We start from the raw sequence: 1123 nt of genomic DNA on the forward strand, positions 1-1123 counted from the left end.
CAGATTCGAGAGAGTTTGTAGAAGATGTTGCGGCGTGCAACAATACGTTTAAAGTGTCCTGACATTCATAATTTGCAGATTCTGGCGACTCAGTTCCAAAATCTAGTGATGAAAGTAAGTGTAACATCACTACATAAAGTTATAATTCTCTAATTATGTAATGATGTTACGGCAAAAACAATGGTAATTATAAATCTTACTCTTAATAACTTATCGGAACTCCCTGCTCTCTCATACCTTTTTGATAGTTATAGCAATGATTACGAATATACCACAAGAGGAATTTTTCGTAGAAAAATTCCTCCAGCCTGCCCTATTTGCAGTGCTCCTATGGTTCATAACGGCTATAATCTATACATCAAAAAAGGTCTTGGAAAAATCAGCATTGGTCGATACAAATGCCAAAATTGTGGTAGTACAGACGAAGAAGATCATAGTTTTTGGGAAGGTCTGAAAACTTTACTTTTTGATTCATTTAATAATTTTTTCCAGGTGCTCAGATACCATAAAGTTTCTTATGATGGAATTTCTGATATAATGAGCTTCATATTTCCAAGATCAAGAAGCACTATTTTTAGAACATTCAACAAAGAAATGGAACAGGAAAATGTTCCAATTTTAGAAAATGTACATATGGTGCACTATGACGAACAGCATCCAAAAGAGGGACGTTGTCAGAAATACCGTTTAACATTACTGGATGCAAAAACTCAAAGAACAATAGCAGATGAACTTTTTGAGGATAAAAGTTCAGAAACCATCAAAACGTTTCTACGAAAAAATCTAGATACATCAGAACCTGTGTTTATTGTTACGGATTTTGATAAGAGATACCCAGATATTTTAAAGGAAGTTTTTGGGGATAAGTTAGTGCATCAATACTGTTTGATGCACTTAAACAAGCTTATAGTTAGCGATTTTCCGAAGAAAACAACAATTGAACAGGAACTATTAAAATACAGGTTATTGAATATATTTTACAATCGTGAAAATGAGATTAAATTCCTGGAAAAAATTCTATCTGAAGAACTTAACGTAATTATGAATGAAGAAAAGCATCAAGAATGGAGTATAAAGGCAAAAAAGGAATTTAACCGATTTAGATATAAATTGAAGCTATAAA

1 pseudogene is annotated in these 1123 nt (G+C 32.5%); it reads left to right on the plus strand.

The features are described 5' to 3' along the window. Nucleotides 1-180 precede the first annotated feature (180 nt). Nucleotides 181-1119: pseudogene (locus ASJ81_RS13190) on the plus strand (ISNCY family transposase); the annotation flags it as partial. Between the last annotated feature and the right edge of the window lie 4 nt (nucleotides 1120-1123).

Origin of the sequence: Methanosarcina spelaei, assembly GCF_002287235.1 — an archaeon.
Classification (GTDB): Archaea; Halobacteriota; Methanosarcinia; order Methanosarcinales; family Methanosarcinaceae; genus Methanosarcina; species Methanosarcina spelaei.